Source organism: Tepidicaulis sp. (genome assembly GCF_965222285.1).
Classification (GTDB): Bacteria; Pseudomonadota; Alphaproteobacteria; order Parvibaculales; family Parvibaculaceae; genus Tepidicaulis.
Window position 1 is genome coordinate 1,843,340 of sequence record NZ_OZ244942.1, and the last position, 19,509, is coordinate 1,862,848.

Annotated in this window: 16 protein-coding genes; 13 read left to right on the top strand and 3 right to left on the bottom strand. The window is 61.9% G+C overall.

Annotation, left to right across the window (positions count from 1 at the left end; all coding sequences use genetic code 11):
• Window positions 1-69: 69 nt before the first annotated feature.
• Window positions 70-1,764 (bottom strand): isovaleryl-CoA dehydrogenase, encoded by a 1,695-nt coding sequence (locus ACOQOT_RS08745; protein ID WP_420558923.1) that lies wholly within the window; start codon window positions 1,762-1,764, stop codon window positions 70-72.
• A gap of 71 nt (window positions 1,765-1,835) precedes the next feature.
• On the opposite strand from ACOQOT_RS08745, the gene ACOQOT_RS08750 reads away from it, so the two are divergent.
• The 4 genes from ACOQOT_RS08750 to dprA are packed head-to-tail and all read left to right on the top strand — an operon-like array spanning window position 1,836 to window position 5,875.
• A complete protein-coding gene (locus tag ACOQOT_RS08750; RefSeq protein WP_420558924.1) occupies window positions 1,836-2,819 on the top strand; it encodes an aspartate carbamoyltransferase catalytic subunit in 984 nt (327 codons plus the stop codon).
• Entirely contained in the window at window positions 2,816-4,114 is a 1,299-nt protein-coding gene (pyrC, locus tag ACOQOT_RS08755) for a dihydroorotase (RefSeq protein WP_420558925.1), read from the top strand. The genes ACOQOT_RS08750 and pyrC overlap by 4 nt, the downstream gene beginning before the upstream one ends.
• 3 nt (window positions 4,115-4,117) lie before the next feature.
• Window positions 4,118-4,741: a glycerol-3-phosphate 1-O-acyltransferase PlsY gene (gene plsY, locus ACOQOT_RS08760; protein ID WP_420558926.1), complete on the top strand. Its 624-nt coding sequence runs from the start codon at window positions 4,118-4,120 to the stop codon at window positions 4,739-4,741.
• Window positions 4,742-4,747: 6 nt separating this feature from the next.
• The gene (gene dprA / locus ACOQOT_RS08765; RefSeq protein WP_420558927.1) at window positions 4,748-5,875 is read left to right on the top strand and encodes a DNA-processing protein DprA; all 1,128 of its coding nucleotides are present in this window, start codon (window positions 4,748-4,750) and stop codon (window positions 5,873-5,875) included.
• A 28-nt stretch (window positions 5,876-5,903) separates the two neighbouring features.
• Here dprA and ACOQOT_RS08770 read toward each other — a convergent pair whose 3' ends face one another.
• On the bottom strand, window positions 5,904-6,152 hold the full coding sequence (locus tag ACOQOT_RS08770; protein ID WP_420558928.1) for a hypothetical protein: 249 nt from the start codon (window positions 6,150-6,152) through the stop codon (window positions 5,904-5,906).
• A gap of 353 nt (window positions 6,153-6,505) precedes the next feature.
• On the opposite strand from ACOQOT_RS08770, the gene topA reads away from it, so the two are divergent.
• The 6 genes from topA (at window position 6,506) to ACOQOT_RS08800 (ending at window position 14,285) form a co-directional block, all read left to right on the top strand.
• A complete protein-coding gene (gene topA, locus ACOQOT_RS08775; protein ID WP_420558929.1) occupies window positions 6,506-9,187 on the top strand; it encodes a type I DNA topoisomerase in 2,682 nt (893 codons plus the stop codon).
• 68 nt (window positions 9,188-9,255) lie between these two features.
• The gene (gene rnr, locus ACOQOT_RS08780; RefSeq protein ID WP_420561930.1) at window positions 9,256-11,544 is read left to right on the top strand and encodes a ribonuclease R; all 2,289 of its coding nucleotides are present in this window, start codon (window positions 9,256-9,258) and stop codon (window positions 11,542-11,544) included.
• An 85-nt stretch (window positions 11,545-11,629) separates the two neighbouring features.
• Entirely contained in the window at window positions 11,630-12,028 is a 399-nt protein-coding gene (locus ACOQOT_RS08785; protein WP_420558930.1) for a DUF983 domain-containing protein, read from the top strand.
• 122 nt (window positions 12,029-12,150) lie between these two features.
• Window positions 12,151-12,765, top strand: a complete 615-nt coding sequence (locus tag ACOQOT_RS08790; protein ID WP_420558931.1) for a pyridoxamine 5'-phosphate oxidase family protein — start codon at window positions 12,151-12,153, stop codon at window positions 12,763-12,765.
• Between the two features lie 75 nt (window positions 12,766-12,840).
• A complete protein-coding gene (locus ACOQOT_RS08795) occupies window positions 12,841-13,611 on the top strand; it encodes an NUDIX hydrolase (RefSeq protein ID WP_420558932.1) in 771 nt (256 codons plus the stop codon).
• 11 nt (window positions 13,612-13,622) lie between these two features.
• Window positions 13,623-14,285: an NUDIX hydrolase gene (locus tag ACOQOT_RS08800; protein WP_420558933.1), complete on the top strand. Its 663-nt coding sequence runs from the start codon at window positions 13,623-13,625 to the stop codon at window positions 14,283-14,285.
• On the opposite strand, the gene ACOQOT_RS08805 is transcribed toward ACOQOT_RS08800, so the two are convergent.
• Window positions 14,286-16,106: a potassium/proton antiporter gene (locus ACOQOT_RS08805; RefSeq protein WP_420558934.1), complete on the bottom strand. Its 1,821-nt coding sequence runs from the start codon at window positions 16,104-16,106 to the stop codon at window positions 14,286-14,288.
• 152 nt (window positions 16,107-16,258) lie between these two features.
• On the opposite strand from ACOQOT_RS08805, the gene ACOQOT_RS08810 reads away from it, so the two are divergent.
• The 3 genes from ACOQOT_RS08810 to ACOQOT_RS08820 all read left to right on the top strand — a co-directional run bounded on the left by ACOQOT_RS08810 (window position 16,259) and on the right by ACOQOT_RS08820 (window position 19,424).
• Complete coding sequence (locus tag ACOQOT_RS08810) at window positions 16,259-17,446, top strand: MFS transporter (RefSeq protein ID WP_420558935.1); 1,188 nt, start codon at window positions 16,259-16,261, stop codon at window positions 17,444-17,446.
• 181 nt (window positions 17,447-17,627) lie between these two features.
• Complete coding sequence (rpmG, locus tag ACOQOT_RS08815) at window positions 17,628-17,795, top strand: 50S ribosomal protein L33 (RefSeq protein ID WP_045449808.1); 168 nt, start codon at window positions 17,628-17,630, stop codon at window positions 17,793-17,795.
• A 138-nt stretch (window positions 17,796-17,933) separates the two neighbouring features.
• Entirely contained in the window at window positions 17,934-19,424 is a 1,491-nt protein-coding gene (locus tag ACOQOT_RS08820) for an aldehyde dehydrogenase (protein ID WP_420558936.1), read from the top strand.
• The last annotated feature ends 85 nt before the right edge of the window (window positions 19,425-19,509 follow it).

Genomic DNA, 19,509 nt, shown 5'->3' on the forward strand with positions numbered 1-19,509 from the left:
CCTTCACACAGGTTGTCACCCCGGCCGCCGTGCCGGGGTCCAAGCAGCGCCTCCAATCGGCATCCGCACTCAAAGCACCGGCATCGCCCGTTCGACGATCTCGCGCAGCGGCGCGCCGAGCGGCAAGGCGCCGTAAAGATCGCCGCTCTCCCCGCCGAAGCGTGAAGCGCAATAGGTTTCGCTCACCTCGCCCGGCGCGGTTTTAAGCAGAATGGAGGCGGCGGCGATCTTCGCCATTTCTTCCACCACGCGGCGGGCGCGCGGCTCGAGTGTGCCGATATCACTGAAACCATCTTTCAGTTTCGCAAGGGCTGCATCATAATGCCCGTTCATGCCCTTGGCGCTATCGAATTCGCTCAGCACCACCTCGAGCGCTTCGGGTTCGCGCGCCAGCGCACGCAGCACATCGAGACACATGACATTGCCCGAACCTTCCCAGATCGCATTGACCGGCATTTCGCGGTAAAGCCGGCCCGCCACGCCTTCTTCGACATAACCGTTGCCGCCGAGGCATTCCATCGCTTCATAGGCAAAGCCCGGCGCGCGCTTGCAGTTCCAATATTTGGCGACCGGCGTCATGATGCGCCGGTAACGCGCTTCTTCTTCGCTTTCATCAGCCATGTCGAAAGCGCGCGTCACACGGAAGGCAAGCGCGGTATTCGCTTCCACTTCCAGCGCCATGTCGGCAATGACGTTCTGCATCAAAGGCTGATCGATCAGATGTTTTTGAAAGACGCGCCGATGCGCGCAGTGATGCAGCGCCTGCGCGAGCGACTGGCGCATCATCCCCGCCGACGACACCGCGCAGTCGAGACGCGTATAGGTCGCCATCTCGATAATGTTGCGCACACCGCGTCCTTCTTCACCGATGAGCCAGCCATGCGCGCGTTTAAACTCCACTTCGGAAGACGCATTGGAGCGATTGCCGACTTTCTCTTTCAGCCGCTGGATCTGAATGGCATTGAGCGTGCCGTCCGGCAAAAAGCGCGGCATGAGGAAACAGGAAAGCCCGCCCGGTGCCTGCGCCAGAACAAGAAACGCATCGCACATGGGCGCGGAGAAGAACCACTTATGCCCGGTGATGAGATATTCGCTGCCCGGCCCCGCGCTTGCCTTGCTTGCCGGTTGCGCCTGCGTGGTATTGGCGCGCACATCCGTGCCGCCCTGTTTTTCCGTCATGCCCATGCCGAGCGTCAGCCCGGTCTTGGCCTGCATCGGCCCGAAGGCGGGGTCATAAGCGCGGGAGACGATCTTGGGCAGCCATTCTTCCGCAAGGCTCGGCTGGAAGAGCAGCGCGGGGACGCTCGCATTCGTCATGGTGATGGGACAGATATGCCCGGGCTCAACCTGACACATCATGTAAAGCGCGGCCTGGCGGGCAGCGTTGCGCCCGGCCGGCGCCGCCTCGCCGCGCGCCAGATGTTCCCAGGGCGAGGCGTGAATGCCCTGGGCGACGGAAATCTCCATCAGCGCATGATAAGAGGGGTGAAACTCCACCCGGTCCTGCCGATAGCCGAAACGGTCGAAGCCTTTGAGCACCGGCAGATAGGTATTGGCCTGCCGACCGAGGTCGAGCACCTCCGCCTTGCCGATCTTCGCGCCGAAGGCGGTGAGCTGGGCGGCGGCGTCACCCGCCCCTTCCCGCGCCACTGATTCTTGCAGGACCCGGTCGCTGGTGAAGAGATTGTAGTCCTCAAGCGGCGGGGCCTGATTGAAAACTTCATGGGTTTCGAACCCGGTTTCCGCGGCTGCTGGCCTGCTCATCTCTCGCTCCCTTATTTTTCCGGATCGGCACTTGCGCCAAACACGCTTCGAGCCTATAGAATGCCACTTTAATGAGCGCCGCCGAAACAAGTTCCGAACTGATTTTCCCCCACCGCCATTTGCTGGGCATCGAGGGGCTTTTACCTCAGGAAATCGGCTCGCTGCTCGATCTTGCCGACACTTATGTCGACCAGAACCGCCAGACCAATAAAAAGAAATCGGTCTTGAGCGGGCGCACGCAGATCAACCTCTTCTTCGAAAATTCCACCCGTACCCAGTCGAGTTTCGAACTGGCGGGCAAGCGTCTGGGCGCCGATGTCATGAATATGTCGGTCGCAAGCTCTTCCATCAAGAAGGGCGAAACGCTGATCGACACGGCGCAGACGCTGAACGCCATGCATCCTGACCTATTATGCGTGCGCCACGGCGACAGCGGGGCCGTTGCCCTCTTGGCGCGCAAAGTCGGCTGCGCGGTCGTCAATGGCGGCGACGGCTCCCATGAACACCCCACCCAGGCGCTGCTCGACGCGCTGACCATCCGGCGGCGCAAGGGCCGGCTTCAAGGGCTCACCGTGGCAATTTGCGGCGATATCCTGCATTCGCGCGTCGCCCGCTCCAACATTCTGCTGCTCAACACGATGGGCGCGCGCGTGCGCGTCGTCGCCCCGCCCACGCTCCTGCCCGCCGGGATCGACCGGATGGGCGTCGAGGTCTTTCATGATATGCGCAAAGGCCTCAAGGATGTGGACATTGTGATGATGCTGCGCCTGCAACTGGAACGCATGAACGGCTCTTTCGTGCCCTCGGTGCGCGAATATTTTCATCTCTTCGGCCTCGATGAAGCCAAACTCTCCGCCGCCAAGCCCGATGCGCTCATCATGCATCCGGGGCCGATGAACCGGGGCGTTGAAATCGACAGCGCCGTTGCCGACGACATCAACCGCTCGGTGATCCGCGAGCAGGTGGAAATGGGTGTGGCCGTGCGCATGGCCGTGCTCGATGCGCTCTCGCGCAACCTGCCGAACACGCCACTCGTCAATGGAGCGGGGAAATGAGCCGGACCGCGCTGATCAATGCCCGCCTTGTCGATCCGGCAAGCGGCCTTGACGAACAAGGCGCGCTCCTGATCGAGCACGGCAAGATCGCCGATTTCGGTGCCGCGCTCTTTAGAGACGGCGTGCCGGACGGGATTGAGACGGTCGATTGCGGCGGCCATGTGCTGAGCCCCGGCCTGATCGACATGCATGTCTTTACCGGCGAGCCCGGCAATGAGCACCGCGAAACGCTGGGCAGCGCCACGCAGGCCGCCGCCGCAGGCGGTGTGACCACCATCATCGTCATGCCCAATACGCAGCCGGCCATCGACGATGTGGCGCTTGTCGATTTCATCAAGCGCCGCGCCCGCGACACGGGACTTGTCCATGTGCATCCCATGGCCGCGCTCACCAAGGGCCTGAAGGGCGAGCAGATGGCCGAGATGGGCCTTCTGAAAGAAGCCGGCGCCGTCGCCTTTACCGATGCCGACCACACGCTTGAAAACGCGCAGGTCATGCGCCGCGCCATGGCCTATTCGACTTATCTCGATGCGCTCATCGTCAACCATGCCGCCGAGCCCTCGCTGGCGCGCGGCGGCGTGATGAATGAAGGCGAGCTTGCCAGCCGCCTCGGCCTTGCCGGCATTCCGAAAGCCGCCGAAACAATCATCATCGAGCGCGATATCCGCCTCGTGGAAATGACCGGCGCGCGCTATCACGTCTCGCAGGTTTCCACCGCCGACTCCGTCGATGTCATCCGCAGAGCCAAAGCACGCGGGCTGCCCGTTACATGCGGCGCCTCCGCCTGCCACCTGACGTTGAACGAAAACGATGTCGGCAATTATCTGACCTTCTGCAAGCTCGACCCGCCGCTGCGCGCCGAAGACGACCGGCGCGCCGTGCTCGCAGGTGTCGCGGACGGCACGGTGGACGTCATCGTCTCCGCCCACGACCCGCAGGACCCGGAAACGAAGCGCCTGCCTTTCTCCGTCTCCGCTTTTGGCGCAGTGGGTCTTGAAACGCTGCTGCCTGCAACGCTCTCCCTCGTTCACAATGGCGATATCGAGCTTGGCGCAGCATTGCGCGCGCTCACCTGCCGCCCCGCCGATCTTCTGGGGCTTGAAGCGGGCAGGATCGCCAAAGGCCGGCCCGCCGATCTCACCCTCATCGATATGGGGGTGCCATGGGTGCTCGATCGGTATAAGCTCAAATCTAAATCGAAGAATTCGCCATATGACGAACGGCGCCTGCAAGGCCGGGCCATCAGAACAATCGTCAATGGCAAGAGCGTTTATGTCCAGGGAGAGGACGTCTAATCCATGCCGGATCCGATTGACTGGGGACAGGCACTTCCCTATTTCGCCGCCGCTTTATTCGGCGGCTATCTTCTGGGCTCCATTCCCTTCGGCCTGATCTTCACGCGCCTTGCCGGGCTCGGCGATATCCGACAGATCGGCTCGGGCAATATCGGCGCGACCAATGCGCTGCGCACGGGCAACCGCTGGGTCGCCGTCGCAACGCTTATCGGCGATGCCGCCAAGGGCGCGGTTGCCGTGCTTCTTGCCGCCCGCTTCGGCCCGGACACGGCGGTGCTTGCCGCTGTCGGCGCCTTTCTCGGCCATCTCTTTCCCGTCTGGCTGAAATTCAAGGGCGGCAAAGGCATTTCCACCTTTATCGGCCTCCTGCTCGCGCTTTACTGGCCCGTAGGCCTGCTCTTCTGCGCCACCTGGCTCGCCGTTGCCGTGATCTTCCGCTATTCCTCGCTCGCGGCTCTCGTCGCGGCGCTGGCGACACCGGCCTATCTTGCCTGGCTCGACCGCTGGCAGCTTGCCGAGATGAGCCTTCTCCTTGTCGTCCTCATCTTCATTGCCCACCGCGAGAATATCGGACGCCTCCTGCGCGGCGAGGAATCGCGCATCGGCGCCAAGAAGACGGATGGCTAGGCGCGCATGGCAGCGCCTTTAAGCGACAAAGAAAAAAGCGCGCGGCTGCGGCTCGCCCGCAGTGAAAATATCGGCCCTGTCACGTTCCACGACCTTTTGCGCGTTTACGGCAATGCCACCCGCGCGCTGGAAGCGGTGCCGGAGCTTGCAAGGCGCGGCGGGCGCACGCGGCCCATCAAGCTTGCCAGCCCGCGCGAGGCGGAAGGTGAACTGAAAGCCATCGCTAAGAACGGCGCCGAGCTTCTCTTTTTCGATGAAGCCGATTTTCCGCTGCTCCTTGCCGCGACCGATCCCGCCCCGCCGCTCATCATCGTCAAAGGTCATAAGAGCCTTTTCGCCCGCCCCTCCATCGCTATGGTCGGCGCGCGCAACGCCTCTGCCGCCGGGCTGCGCATGGCAGGCGACATTGCGCGCGAACTGGGCGCGGAAGGCTATGCCGTTACCTCCGGCCTTGCTCGCGGCATCGACACTGCAGCCCATAAGGCGGCTCTGGAGACAGGCACCATGGCCGTTATCGCCGGCGGCATCGATGTGGTTTATCCGGAACAGAACCGCGCCCTGCAGGAAGCGATCGGCGAGCGCGGGCTGCTCATCAGCGAAATGCCGCCGGGCACGAAACCGCAAGGCCGGCACTTCCCACGCCGCAACCGTCTCATTTCCGGCCTCTCGCTCGGCGTCATTGTCGTGGAAGCAGCATTGCGCTCGGGCTCACTCATCACCGCGCGCTTTGCGCTGGAACAGGGGCGCGATGTCATGGCCGTGCCTGGCTCCCCGCTCGACCCGCGCGCGGGCGGCACCAATCAGCTCATCAAGGACGGCGCGCCGCTCATCGAAAATGCCGCCGATGCGCTCGCCGCCCTTGCCCGGCAAAGCACCGATGACTGGTTCCGCGAGCCTTCAGGCCGGGACGGGTACGGCGAGCCGCCCGCCGTTCCGCCCGAGATCAGCGATCCGGAAAGAGCCGAGATCCTGTCCCTTCTCGGGCCGACACCGGTGGAAGTCGATTTTCTGATCCGCCAGTCGGGCCTGCCTGCCCGGGCGGTTGCCGCCATTCTGCTTGAGCTCGATTTGAGCGGAAAGCTGCGCCGCGAGCCGGGCCAGAAAGTCGCGCTCATCCCGCCGGAAGAAGCCTAACCCGCGCTGTCACAGACTGGGGAGCCGGCTAAAGAGCCGAGCGGGCAGCTTCTTGCGCCCGGCGCTTTTCTTCCTGGGAAATCTCGAAGGCCACTTCCGCTGCCATGGAGACGAAATGCGCCAGGCGCCGGTAGCGCGGCTCGTCGAGAAGCTTGGCGAGCCCCGCCAGCAGCTCGAAGGAGTACAGCGCCATGTCTTCCTGGGCTGTGCCGCGCGCCTGAACCCCGGCGGGCAATTCCCTGGAAAGCGGAAGTTTGCTTGCTCTGTCAGGTTCCATTTTGGCCTCTTTCAACTACGGGTAAGTGGTAATCCGGCGGCCACCCGCCGAAAGTGAGTCAGGCTCGCTCCCGAAATGTACCCATAGATTGCATATATGTCAAAACACTCGTTTTAGTTGCATATCTTGGTACATTTTCCCCTCAAAATGACTTTTTTCCTGCCCTCTCCGGTCTTTTCACCCTTCCAGCAGGGCCTAATAAGAAGTAGTCCATTTGACAGCCTTCCTGCTTTTGCTCATTTTCTCCCACCGCCTGTTCGCAAAACGGACCGGGCCGCCACGCGGAGAAAAGCAGCGGAAACTGCCGGAATCTCCGGCTAAGTGATTGTTTTCTTTAAGAGAGTCATACCTGCATGGACGTCGTCATTGTCGAATCGCCTGCCAAGGCCAAGACGATCAACAAATATCTCGGCTCGTCCTACAAAGTGTTGGCGTCCTACGGGCATATCCGCGACCTCCCCTCCAAGGACGGATCGGTCAAGCCGGATGAAGACTTCTCCATGGCCTGGGACATGGATGCGAAGTCCCAGAAGCGGGTGAATGAGATCGCCGACGCGCTGAAAGGCGCGAACGGGCTGATCCTCGCCACTGACCCGGACCGCGAAGGCGAAGCCATTTCCTGGCACGTTCTGGAAGTCCTGAAGAAAAAAGGCGTCCTGAAAGACGTCAAAAACATCTCCCGCGTGGTTTTCAACGCCATCACCAAGAAATCCGTGCTGGAGGCGATGGAACATCCGCGCGAGCTCGACAAGGAGCTGGTGGACGCCTATCTCGCCCGCCGCGCGCTTGACTATCTCGTGGGCTTCACGCTCTCGCCGGTGCTTTGGCGCAAATTGCCCGGCTCGCGCTCGGCCGGCCGCGTGCAGTCCGTCGCGCTGCGCCTCATCTGCGACCGCGAGCTCGATATCGAGAAATTCATCCCGGAAGAATATTGGACGCTAGCCGCCGATATGCGCACGGGCTCGGATGAAAATTTCGAGGCAAGGCTCTGGACGCTGGACGGCAAGCGCGTCGAAAAATTCGACATTAACAGCGCCGATGCCGCGAATGCCGCTAAGGCCCGCATCGAAGCCGCGCGCTTCTCCGTACGCTCGGTGGAAAGCAAGCCCGGCCGGCGCAACCCGCAGCCGCCTTTCACCACTTCCACATTGCAGCAGGAAGCGGCGCGTAAACTCGGCTTCTCCGCCTCGCGCACCATGCAGACCGCGCAGCGGCTTTATGAAGGCGTGGATATCGACGGTGAGACGACGGGTCTCATCACCTATATGCGGACGGACGGCGTGCAGATCGAGCCCGAAGCGCTCGCCCAGACGCGCAATGTCATCCAGAACGAATACGGCGAGCCTTATCTGCCCTCGTCCGCGCGCGAATATCAGACCAAAGCGAAAAACGCTCAGGAAGCGCACGAGGCCATCCGCCCGACCGATGTGGCGCGCCTGCCCTCGCAGCTCGAAAAAATTCTCGATGCCGACCAGCACCGCCTTTACGACCTGATCTGGAAGCGCACCGTGGCGAGCCAGATGGAAAGCGTGCGCCTCGACCGCACGACCATCGACATTACCTCCGGCGACAATCAGATCGGCCTGCGCGCCACCGGCTCCGTCATCACCTTCGACGGCTTCCTGAAAATCTATCAGGAAGGGCGCGACGATGAAGCGGACGGCGAGGACGGCAACCGCCTGCCGAAAGTCGCCATGGGCGATGCGCTCGGCCTTGGCGAAGTCAAAGCCGATCAGCACTTCACCGAGCCGCCGCCCCGCTTCACCGAAGCCAGCCTCGTCAAACGGCTGGAAGAACTCGGCATCGGCCGCCCGTCGACTTACGCCTCCACACTTTCCGTGCTGCGCGACCGCGGCTATGTCCATATGGACAAGAACCGTTTCGTGCCCGAAGACAAGGGCAGGCTTGTCACCGCCTTTCTGGAAAACTTCTTCACCCAATATGTGGAATATTCCTTCACGGCGGATCTGGAAGAAAAGCTCGACCAGATTTCGGCGGGTGAGCTCGACTGGAAGGAAGTGCTGCGCGACTTCTGGAAAAACTTCACCGGTGCCGTCGATGAAGCGCTCGAACTGCGCATCACCCATGTGCTCGACCGGCTGAACGAGGTTCTGGGCCCGCACGTCTTCCCGCCCAAGGAAGACGGCTCGGACCCGCGCGCCTGCCCCTCTTGCGAGGCAGGCCAGCTTTCCTTGAAAGTCGGCCGCTTCGGCGCTTTTGTGGGCTGCTCCAATTATCCCGAGTGTAAATTCACCCGCCAGCTCACCAAGTCCAACGAGGAAGCCGTGGCGGGCGACAAGGTACTCGGCCAGGACCCGGAAACGGGCAAGGATGTGATGCTGAAAAGCGGCCGCTTCGGCCCTTACATTCAGCTCGGCGAAGCCGAGGGCGGCGAGAAACCGAAACGCGCCGGCATTCCGAAAGGCTGGAGCGTTGCCGATATCGATTTTGAGCAGGCCTTGCAGCTGCTCTCCCTGCCGCGCGACGTCGGCCCGCATCCCGATGACGGGGAGATGATCACCGCCGGGCTCGGGCGCTACGGCCCCTTCGTTTACCACAACAAGATTTACGCCAATCTGGAAAGCCCGGAAGAAGTCTTCACGGTCGGTCTCAACCGCGCCGTTACGCTTCTGGCCGAAAAGAAAGCCAATCCGGGCCGCCGCCGCACCGCGCAGGCCCTGAAAGAACTTGGCGAGCACCCGGCGGACGGCAAGCCCGTGCAGGTTTTCAACGGGCGCTACGGTCCTTATGTCAAACACGGCAAGATCAACGCGACCCTGCCCAAGGACCAGGACCCCGAATCCGTGACGCTTGAACAGGCGGTCGAACTGATCACCGCCAAAGCCGGCAAGGCGCCTGCGGCCAAGAAGAAGACGGCGGCGAAAAAGAAAACCGCCGCAAAGAAAAAGACGGCTGCCAAGAAAAAGACGTCGGCGAAGAAAGCTTCGACGAAAAAAACCGCGGCCAAAAAGAAAACCGCCGCGAAGAAGAAAACCGCTGCAAAACCCGAAACCGCTGACACAGGTGAAGAGTAGAAGTGGCTGACAAGCGCGCCCCCCGCGCCCGCAACAAAGCTGCCAAGCAAGGCGGCTCGCAGGCAGGCATGCCTTCGCGCGACGAAATCCTCTCTTTCATTACCGACAATGAAGGCAAGGCGGGCAAACGTGAAATCGCCCGCGCCTTCGGGCTTGCGGGCAATCAGCGCATTGCTCTGAAACGCATCCTGAAAGAGCTGACCGATGAAGGGCTGATCAAAAAGGGCAAAGGCAAGCGCCTTGCCCCGCCCGGCACCTTGCCGCCCGTCGGCGTTATCAACATTACGGGCCGGAACGAAGACGGTGAACTTGTCGCCGAGCCCCATCAATGGGACGAGGAAAGCCCGCCCCCCTCCATCATCATCGCCCCGCCCCGCGCCAAGGACCGCCATCAGGGCGCTACCGTCGGTGTCGGCGACCGGGCGGTTGCCCGTCTCTTCCCGCTCGAGGGCGGAGAGGATTTTGCCTATGAAGCGCGTATCGTGCGGCGCATCGGCAAGGCAGCGGAAACATTGCTGGGCGTCATCCGCGAACATACCGAGGGCGCGCGGCTTCTGCCCGTCGACAAACGCCTGCGCATGGAATTCGAGATTTCAGGCCGCGACCTCGGCGATGCGCGAGAAGGCGATCTGGTGCTGGCCGAAACCTTGCCAGGCCCCCGCTTCGGCCTGAAACGCGCCAAAGTGCGCAACGTGCTGGGCAATGCTTCCGATCAAAAATCCATCGGCCTCATCGCCATCCATGCGCATGGCATTCCGGATGTCTTTCCCGAGGCCGTCATAGCCGAAGCGGAAAAGGCAAAACACGCAAACCTCGGCACGCGCACGGATTTGCGCGACGTTCCGCTCATCACCATCGACCCGGCGGATGCGCGCGATCATGACGATGCGGTTTACGCCGCCCCCGATGATGATCCGAAAAACGAAGGCGGCCATATCGTCTATGTCGCCATTGCCGATGTCGCCGCCTATGTCACGCCCCGCTCGCTGCTCGACAAAGAAGCGCGCAAGCGCGGCAACTCCACCTATCTGCCGGACCGCGTGGTGCCGATGCTGCCCGAGCGCATTTCCAACGACCTTTGCTCGCTGGTGGAAGGCAAAGACCGCGCCTGCCTTGCCGTGCGCATGGTCTTCAACAAGGACGGGCGCAAAATCTCGCACCGTTTCATTCGCGGGCTGATGCGCTCTCACGCCAAACTTTCCTATCAGGCCTTCCAGAAAGCCGTGGACGGGCATGCGGATGAAAAAACCGCCCCGCTTCTGGATACCGTCATCATGCCGCTCTGGAACGCGTACCAGACCGCCGCCAAAGCGCGGGACCAGCGCGGCCCGCTGGCACTCGATCTGCCTGAATATAAAGTCGAGCTGACGGAAACCGGCAAAGTGAAAGCCATCCGACAGGCCGAGCGCGTGGAGGCCATGCGTCTCATCGAAGAATTCATGATCCAGGCAAACGTCTCGGCTGCCGAAACGCTGGAAGAGAAAAACTCGCCGCTCATCTACCGCATCCACGATGCGCCCTCGCAGGAAAAGATTTTCGGCCTGTCCGAGTTCCTGAAGAGCATGGATATTTCCCTGCCCAAGGGCCAGCGCATGACGCCGAGCCAGTTCAACAAGATCCTGGCGCAGGCGGAAAAAGGCGACTTCATCCATCTCGTTTCCGACATGGTGCTGCGCTCGCAAAGCCAGGCGGTGTACGACCCGCAAAATCTCGGGCATTTCGGGCTCAACCTGCGCCGTTATGCGCATTTCACCTCGCCCATCCGCCGCTACGCGGACCTCATCGTCCACCGCGCGCTCATCTCCGCGCTCAAATTCGGCAAGGACGGGCTGACGGATGAAGAGATCAAGGATCTGGAAGAGATCGCCGAGCACATCTCCTTCACCGAGCGCCGCTCCATGCTGGCCGAGCGTGAAACGACGGACCGTTATGTCGCCTCTTTCCTGCAATCGAAAGTCGGCGGTGATTTCGAGGGACGGATTTCCGGTGTCTCCCGCTTCGGGCTTTTCGTGAAACTGGCCGATACCGGCGCGGACGGCATCGTGCCCATCTCTCAGCTTGAAGGCGATTACTTCATCTATGATGAAGGCCGCCAGGCGCTGATCGGAGAGCGCACACATAAGGCCTACAGGATCGGCGAGAATGTGCGCGTCAAATTGCTCGATGCCGTGCCGGTGACAGGCGGGCTTTTGTTCGAAATGCTGGAAGGCGGCTCAACGCTTGTCCCGCGCAAAGGCGCGCGCAGTGCGCCCGGCAGAGGCCCGCGCCGCGGCGCCTCCGGTCCCCGCGACAAATCGAAAGCGGGCAAGCACCGGCGCGCTGCCGCAAAGGGTAAGCGTAAGCCCGGCGCACGTTAAGCCCGCCCTTGCCGAGCGCGGCAATCGGACACATTGTTTGGAGACGCGGCGGTCTCTAAATACGGAGCCGATCAAGGAGAAGCGCATGACCGAATCCGGCAACACCCTGACCTACCGCAATGAACGCCGCCTCTGGCCGGCCATGTGGAAGGGTATGCGCTTTACCTGCCCCCATTGCGGGGAAGGCAAGCTCTTCACGAGCTATCTGAAGATCACGCCGCGCTGCGCAAGCTGCGGCGAGGAACTGCATCATCACCGCGCCGATGATGCCCCGCCCTATTTCACGATCCTGATTGTCGGCCATGTCATCGTGCCGATGATGATGGCGCTCGAATTTGCTTATTGGCCTCCGCTCTGGGTCCATGCCGCCATTTGGCTTCCACTCACCGCGATCATGTCGCTGGCGCTGCTGCCCGTCGCCAAGGGCGCGACCGTCGGCCTGCAATGGGCCTTGCGGATGGAAGGCTTCGGCCGCACCGGCTGACGGCACCTCTCTAAAACCATAGGGCCAATCACCCGCCATTAGGCCTCTGATCGGGCTGTGCCGCCGCGCCTGCCCGCCCTATGATCACCGCATCCAAGACACCCCTCTCAAAGGAGCGCGGGATGAGCGAGCGGCAGATCAAAACCGTCGAGGAACTTGAAGCGCTTTACGGCGCGCCGGTTCCCGTTTCGCTGAGCAAGGAGCGCGATCATCTCACCGCGCATTACCGCGCCTTCGTGGAAGCCGCCCCTTTCATGCTGCTTGCAACGGCAGGGCCGGAAGGGCTCGACTGTTCCCCGCGCGGAGACCCGGCGGGCTTTGTTCATGTGGAAGATCCCCGCACGCTGCTCATTCCGGACCGGCGCGGTAATAACCGTCTCGACAGTTTGAAGAACATCGTGCGCGACCCGCGCGTCGCGCTGCTCTTTCTCGTGCCGGGCGTCGGCGAAACCTTGCGCGTCAATGGCCGCGCCTCGATCCTTGCCGATGAAGAGCTCGCCGCCCGTTTCACCATGCAAGGAAAAGCGCCGCGCTCCGTCATCAAGGTGGAAATCGAGACGGTCTATTATCAATGCCAGAAAGCGCTTGCCCGTTCCGGCCTCTGGCAATGGGAAAGCTGGCCCAAAACCCGCCCTGTCCCTACGGCAGGCGAGATCAATCAAGGCTTCGATCCCAAATTCGACGGCGCGGCCTATGACCGCAATTACCCCGAACATCTGAAGAAATCGATTTACTGAGCGCATCTCGCAGACGGGCGCGGCTGGACTTCACATCGCCTTGGAGGCATTGTTTGGCCCACAGGGAGTTAAGCAATGTCCAAAAACGAACAGGCCGCAAAGGCCGTTTTCGATCCGAAGAACAGCCGCAATCAGGAATACCGGGAAGGCAAGGCCCCCGCCGTGCGCCCCAAGGAAGCGGCAACACTCATTCTGGTGCGCCGCGACGGACCGAAGCCGCAAGTGCTGATGGGCAAGCGCCATGCGGGCCATAAATTCATGCCGAACAAATTCGTCTTTCCAGGCGGACGCGTCGACCCGGCGGACAGCCGCATTGCCGTGAGCGATGATTTGCGCAGGCCCGTGAAAGAAAAGCTGCTGAAGAAAATGCGCGGCACGCCGTCCGAGGCCCGCGCACGCGGCATGGCGCTTGCCGCCATCCGCGAGACTTTCGAGGAAACCGGTCTCATCGTCGGCAAGCCCTGCCCTGAAATCCGCCGCACGAAAAACCCGGACTGGCAAAGCTATTTCGACCAGAAGGTTTTGCCCGCCCTCGGCGCCATGGATTTCTTCTTCCGCGCCATCACGCCGCCCTACCGCACGAAGCGTTTCGACACGCGTTTTTTCACGGTAGATGCGGAACACATTCAGGGCGACATGCACGATATTGCCGGCGGCTCGGACGAGCTACTGGAAGTGCACTGGCTGACGCTCGATGATGCCCGCGGTCTCGATTTGCCGAACATCACCCGTGTGGTGCTGGACGAGCTGGATGAGCGCCTGGTGCTCTCCACCCAGGCTGCCGCGAAACGACCCGTGCCTTTCGTTTATTTCCGCCAGGCGGGTCCCATCCGCGAAACGCTCTAGGCCGCGCGCTCATGACCAAAGTAAAGCCGCGCGATGCGGCCTCTCTCATTTTGCTCGATGAAACGGGCGCCGAGCCGCGCGTCCTCATGGGCAAGCGGCACAGCAAGGTATCCTTCGTGCCGGATGCCTATGTCTTTCCGGGCGGCAAGCTCGATGCGAACGACGCGCATATCGAGCCCGGCACCGCCTTCACACCGGAAACGGAAAAGACGCTCGCCCATGCCGGTTGTCCGGGGGTGAAAGCACGCCACCTTGCCCTTGCCGCCATCCGCGAAACACGCGAGGAGACCGGGCTCTATTTGACGCGCCCCGGTACGCTCAAGGGCCGCGTCTCGGGCACCTGGGAAGAGTTCCGCGCCGAGGAACGCCTGCCCGATCTTGAGAAGCTGTCCTTTGTGGGCCGCGCCATCACGCCGCTTTCAAGCCCCATCCGCTTCCATGCCCGCTTCTTCCTTGCCTCGGCGGATCACACGGAAGGCACGGTGCAAGGCTCGGGCGAGCTTTCGGACATCGACTGGTATCCGCTTTCCGAGGCGCTGAAATTGCCGGTGATCGATGTGACCGAATTCATGCTGAAGGAATTGCAGGCACGCGCCAAAGGCATCACCCATCCCGTGCCGCCGCTTTATTGCTACCGCAATGACAAGCCGGTCGTGGTGCGCCGGAAAGCCTGATTATTCCTCGCGCATGCCTGAGCGCATGGAGCCGATAGCTTTCAGCAGAACTTTGCGCACACTCGCAGGCAGCGGCAGCGGCATTGTCTCAAGGCTCGGGCGCATCGGTTGGACGGAAATCCCGACCTCCAGAATGCGCGTGCCCTCTTCATCGAGCGCACGCACGATAAGATCTACCGTGCCGATCGTCGTGCGGTCGCCCATATCGAGCGGCTGCGGCAGGCGGCGCTGCAGAAATTCTTCCGCGCTCAAGTCCGCTTCTTCCTCGCTCACGCTGAAATCGTAAAGCGGGGCGACATCGCCCATCCGCGCATCGGGTTTCAGAATGAAATCGCCGAAGAACGTGCTGGTGAACTCATCCTCCGGCACCGGTCGGGCAAAAAGCTTGTCGAGAAGCTGCACCTGCCGGGGCGTAACGAAGAGATAGATGCTGTCCCCCTCTTTCAGCCGGCCCGCGCGCCGCGCCGACATGGAGGCGCCGTCCCGAATGACAAGCGAAGGCCGGGCCCAGCGCGGCATGCGCGCGCCGAGCGCCACAGGACTGTCCGGCGCGATCTTGTAGGTCACAAGCTCATGGCGTGAGGCGGTCGGCAGCTCGAGCTGAATGCGGTCCACCGGCCCCTTGATGGGCGGCACGAGCAGCCCCAGCCAGCGCGCCACGGGGCCGATGCTCCAGCCCTGAATGGCAAGCGAGAGCAGCACCACGATAAAGGCGATGTTGAAATAGCTTTGCCCGTCCCCGATGCCGCCAACAAGCGGGATAATGCCGAGCAGGATCGACACCGCCCCGCGCAGCCCCACCCAGGAAACGAAAGTCATATCGGCAGGCGAAAACCGGAAAACCGACAGGCACACCCAAACGGCGATGGGCCGGGCAAGGAAAATCAGAAAAGCGGTGATTGCCACCGCACCCACAAAGACGGCGGGAAATTCCGAGGGCGTCGCCAGAAGCCCGAGCGTCAGGAACATGGCGATCTGGCAGAACCAGGTCACCCCGCTTTGAAAATCCTCCAGCGCCTGAGAATAGCGCATGCGCATATTGCCCGCGATGAGCCCGGCAATATAGGTCGCAAGGAAACCGCTCGCCTCGGCGATGGAGGCCATGGCAAAGACCGTGATGGCCAACGACAGCACGATGAGCGGATAAAGCGGCTTGTCGAACTGAATGCGGTTCACCGCCACAAGAATGAGCCAGCCCCCCGCCGCCCCGATCAAGGCCCCGCCTAGCATCGCCCAGGCAAAGCGGCCAAAGAGCCCGGCGCTCAGCGTGTCCACACCCGCGCCTGCCGCGATAAGCTCGACAAGCGTCAGCGTCAGGAAAATCGCCATCGGATCATTCGTGCCGGATTCGATTTCGAGCAGCGAGCGGATGCGCTCACGGATCGTCACCCCGCCGACACGCAGGAGGAAGAACACCGCCGCCGCATCGGTGGAGGCGAGAATGGTGCCGAGCAGCATCCCTTCCAGCCAGCCGACATTGAAAAGAAACTTGGCGGCCGTGCCCGTCAGCCCGGCGGTGAGCAGCACCCCCGCCGTCGCCAGAACCACAGCGGGAACACCTGCCGCCCGGTAGGAGCGGAAGCGCGTCGCGTAGCCGCTGTCGAAAAGAATGACGGAAAGCGCGATGGAGCCGATGAGATAGGCCGTGCCCGCATCGTTGAAGACGACGAGACCGAAACCGTCCTCCCCCGCCGCAAGCCCCACCACGAGGAAGACAAGCAGCAAGGGTGAGCCGATGCGGAAGGAAAGAAGGCTGGAAAGAATGGCGGCGCAGACAAGCCCGGCAACGATAAAAATGGCGACGGTCTGCGCTTCGAGCATTCAGTTCCTGCCTCGTGTTTCACATGTGACGGCAATTTTATCCCGCAATTTTGCCGCTACATTGTAGAAACAGTATTAAAGGCCGGATTGTTCGCGTCCAAACCGAATTCACCGGGCAGCGGTTCCGCAATAACAAGAAAAGCGCTTAAGAAATGGCCGAGATCACCCAAAAAGGCGCCCTGAGCGAAAAGGAACGCCTCAAGAGCCTTGCCGCCGTCATTGCCTGCATCACCGCCGTCGGCATGGGGCTCGGCCTCTCGATCCCCCTGCTCGCCCTGCAGCTTGAGCAGCGCGGCACGGACACCGCGCTGATCGGCCTCAATACCGCCATGCCCGCGCTTGCCACGCTGGTCTTCACGCCCTTCATTCCGGCCCTACTGCGCCGGGTGCAGCCGGACCGGTTTCTCCTGGTCTGCATGGCGCTCTCGGCAGCCTGCATGCCCTGCTATTTCCTTTTCCCGAATATCTGGGCCTGGTTTCCCATCCGCTTCATCAACGGCATCGCGCTGACCGGGCTCTTCGTCGTCTCGGAATTCTGGATCAACCAGCTTGCGGATGAAAAAAGCCGGGGCAAACTGATCGGTCTTTACGGCGCCATTCTTTCCGGCGGCTTTGCCATCGGCCCGCTCATTCTGGCGCTGGTGGGCAGCGAAGGCGCGCTGCCCTTCCTCATCGTCTCTTTTCTGACGGTAAGTGCCAGCATTCCGCTTTTCCTCGCCTGGGGTCTTGCCCCGCGGGTGGAAGAAGCGCCGAGCCGGGGGCTTTTGACCTTTCTCTTCGTCGCCCCCGCCGCCACCCTTGCCGGGCTCATCTATGGGGCAACGGAGACCAATATTTTCAATCTCCTGCCCATCTATGCCCTGCGCACCGGCCAGACGGCGGAAACCGCCGCCCTGGTACTCACGGTCTTCGGGGCGGGCAACATCCTCTTCCAGGTCCCCATCGGGGCGCTGGCGGACCGGATGGACCGCCGCCTGGTTCTTCTCATCTGCGCGGGCTTCGGCTTTGCGGGCACAGCGCTGCTGCCCCTCGTCTCCCAGAGCATCTATCTCTTCATTCCCTCGCTTTTCGTCTTCGGCGGCGTCGTGGTGGGCATGTACACGGTCGGCCTTACTCTCTTGGGGGAGCGCTTCCGGGGAGCGGACCTTGCCTCGGCCAATGCCACTTTCGTCATGCTCTATTCGGTGGGCGCGCTGGCCGGGCCGCCGCTCGCCGGGCTTTCCATGGATGTCTGGGACCCGCACGGCCTTGCCGTCTTCATGGCCGGGCTGATCGGGGTCTATCTCATTCTGGTGGGCTGGCGCTATTCCACCCCGAAGCCGCGCGATCCCATGGCCTGAGCCTCGCTTAAGGTTCAAAGCCCCGGAAAAGGGCCAAAATCTGCGATTCGGAGGCCCCTGCCCCTCAAGCCATGCTTGACATCGCCCGCGCGATGGGTAGTCTGCGGCGCAATTCCGAGGCATCAATTGTGAGACTTCCGTCCGGACTCGGCCGCGGCGGGCAAAGATTGAGGATTTCGCGATGGCGAAGCCGACCACGCTGAAAATCAGGCTCGAAAGCACCGCGGGCACGGGCTACTTCTACGTCACGAAGAAGAACACCCGTACGATGACCGAAAAACTGGTCATCAAGAAATACGACCCCGTCGCGCGCAAGCACGTCGAGTTCAAGGAAAACAAGATCAAGTAATCTTGGATGCAGGAGCCGCGCTCCTGTTCAATATATTTACCCGCAAGGGTGCCGAAGGGCGAGGCTGTCACTCATACAGCCTCGCCCTTTGCTGTATGATGCTCCCAAATCAACGTTTCGTTGCTGAGGGAGGACCCGATGTCCGCAGCAGAAGATTACCGCAAGAAAGCAAGCACGCTCACCTACCGCCATCAGGCCTTCATCAATGGCCGCTTCACCAATGCCGCCTCCGGTGAGACCTTCGACAATTACAGCCCCATCGACGGCCAGGTCCTGACCGCCATCGCCGCATGCGACAAGGAAGATGTGGACCGGGCCGTAAAAGCCGCCCGCACCATCTTCGAAAAAGGCACCTGGTCGGAAATGGCGCCGCGCGAGCGCAAGACCGTGATGCTGAAATTCGCCGCGCTCATCGCCGACAATGCCGATGAGCTGGCGCTGCTCGAAACCCTCGACATGGGCAAGCCCATCACCTTCTCCCGCCAGGGCGACATGGAAGGGGTGGTGCGCACCGTGCAATGGTATGCCGAAGCCATCGACAAGATTTACGACGAGCTTGCCCCCATGGGCACGGGCGCCGTCGGCATGATCACCCGCGAGCCGCTCGGCGTCGTCGGCGCGGTCGTGCCCTGGAACTTCCCGCTCCTCATGGCCGCCTGGAAATTCGCGCCCGCTCTTGCCGCCGGCAACAGCGTCATCATGAAGCCGGCAGAGCAGTCTCCCCTCACCTGCCTGCGCGTCGCCGAACTTGCGAGCGAAGCAGGCATTCCGGACGGCGTCTTCCAGGTGCTGCCCGGTTTCGGGGAAACGGCGGGCCAGGCGCTTGGCCGCCACATGGATGTGGACATGATCGCCTTTACCGGCTCGACGGAGGTCGGCAAGTACTTCCTGAAATATTCCGCCGAAACCAACATGAAGCATGTGAGCCTGGAATGCGGCGGCAAGTCCCCCAACATCGTCTTTGCCGATGCGCCGGACCTCGACGCCGCCGCTCAAGATGCAGGCATGGCGGTCTTCTACAATTCAGGCCAGGTCTGTGTCGCCGCCACCCGCCTTCTGGTGGAAGAAAGCGTCCATGACGAGTTTCTGGAGAAGGTGAAAAAGGTCGGCGAAACCATGCAGCCGGGCGACCCGCTCGACCCCGCCACGATGATGGGCACCATGGTCGACAGCGAACAGACCGAACGCGTGAAATCTTATATCGAGATCGGCGCCAAGGAAGGCGCGACGCTTGCCTATGGCGGCAAGCAGGTGCGCCAGAACACGGGCGGCTATTATCTGGAGCCCACCATCTTCGACGGTGTGAAAAACGACATGCGCATCGCCCGCGAGGAAATTTTCGGCCCCGTTCTTTCCACCCTCACCTTCAAGGATCCGGAAGAGGCGCTCTCCATCGCCAATGATTCGATCTACGGGCTACAGGCCAGCGTTTGGACGCGCGACATCAACAAGGCGCACAAGGTGGCGCGCAAACTGAAAGCAGGCACCGTCAACGTCAACAATACCGATGGCGGCGACATCACCGTGCCTTTCGGCGGCTACAAACAGTCCGGCATCGGCCGCGACAAGTCGCTTCACGCTTACGACAAATACTCGCAGCTGAAGACGACATACATTGAATTGAAGTGAGGGATTGTGCATCTGCACAAGAAACACATCGGCACAAAAGGCAAGGGCCGGCTGCAAGCAGCCGGCCCTTTCGTTTCCTCGTCGT